This is a genomic window from Solemya elarraichensis gill symbiont (assembly GCF_002021095.1).
Lineage (GTDB): Bacteria > Pseudomonadota > Gammaproteobacteria > Chromatiales > Chromatiaceae.
In genome coordinates this window covers 1-1,157 of record NZ_MPRK01000362.1, presented here as the reverse complement: position 1 = coordinate 1,157, position 1,157 = coordinate 1, and the positions used below count along the sequence as shown (strand labels likewise).

Here is a 1,157-nt window from a genome sequence, read left to right as displayed (position 1 = left end):
GCGATAAAAGAGCAGCATGTCACCTACTTCTGCCTTCAAAAGCAGGTATTGCTGCATCATCGGGGTGTGCTGGCTCTTGCCGTCTGTAGGGTCTCCCTTGGCCGTGCCTGCTTTTTTCTCTTTCGTCGGTCTATTCATTATTCTATTCAAGGGCATGCACCCGGCTGCCCCTGTTTCACCTTGTTTTGAATTGTCGCGGAGTGTGGCAGAGCGAGTATATCAAATGAAATGAAGATGGAGTCCGGAGGGGAAGGAATTGCTTATTTGTATTGAGAAGAAACAACAAGACCAACCCGTGGGTTGGCTGTGCGGTGCTGTTGTATTGCTGTTCTAGTCGCGCCAGCAATCCTGATCAGCACCTGTGGGCGGAGTGCCATATACGGGTCCATCCTGGTTGACGGTAAATATTCCACACGCATCGCCAAGCTGACTACCTCGAGGAGTCGCAGTGGCTGTGAATTCGGTTCCAGTATTGCTACCCGCGGTGATATTCAGGGTGTAATGCTCTTCCTGGCTGTCCCATGGGTCAGCGGTTCGTATATTCGCAGCTGTTCCGTAAGTCGTATTATTGCGACGCCATTTCTCCTGCAAGAGCCTGATATTTTCAAGTCCATGCATGGCATCTGCACGCCTCGCCCGATTGAGCAAGTCGGAATAATTGGGCAGTGCGATAGTCGCCAGGATGGCGATCACAGTGACAACCACCAACAGTTCAATGAGAGTTATGCCTGCTTGGTTGTTTATAGACAATTTGTGCATAAGGTTCTCTTCAGATGTAAGTTCAACGCGTTATAGTAAATCCAGTCCCAATTCCATATCGGGCAATTCAAAACTGCTGCTCTTTGCAATACTCAGCGAACTAAAGGTATCTTCGTTGCCAGAACCGCTTAGTGAGTCGAAGGTTGCGGTCATTGTCAATTCAACACCGAACTCAGCAACCACGCTGCAACTATATACTGCACTCTTGCCTGAAGGTGCGGTACTTAGATGCAGGCAGACAGTCTCGTAAGAAGCCTCGCTGATTTCGACTCCATCCCAGTCAATATCTATCTGGTCTTTAGGCTTTGCAGTTTGTTCATTTGTCACTGTTACATTTATCAGGTGCTCATATTTACTGATACAGCCTGCCGGCTCCTCGGTCGCAAGAGAAGCTGGAA

Annotated in this window: 2 protein-coding genes; both read right to left on the bottom strand. The window is 48.8% G+C overall.

Features of this window, described 5'->3' with window-relative positions; translation table 11 throughout:
• Positions 1-330: 330 nt before the first annotated feature.
• A complete protein-coding gene (locus tag BOW51_RS10945) occupies positions 331-759 on the bottom strand; it encodes a type IV pilin protein (protein WP_078477727.1) in 429 nt (142 codons plus the stop codon).
• 30 nt (positions 760-789) lie between these two features.
• Positions 790-1,157: hypothetical protein (locus BOW51_RS10940; protein ID WP_217349049.1), on the bottom strand; the 368-nt coding region annotated here is incomplete at its 5' end.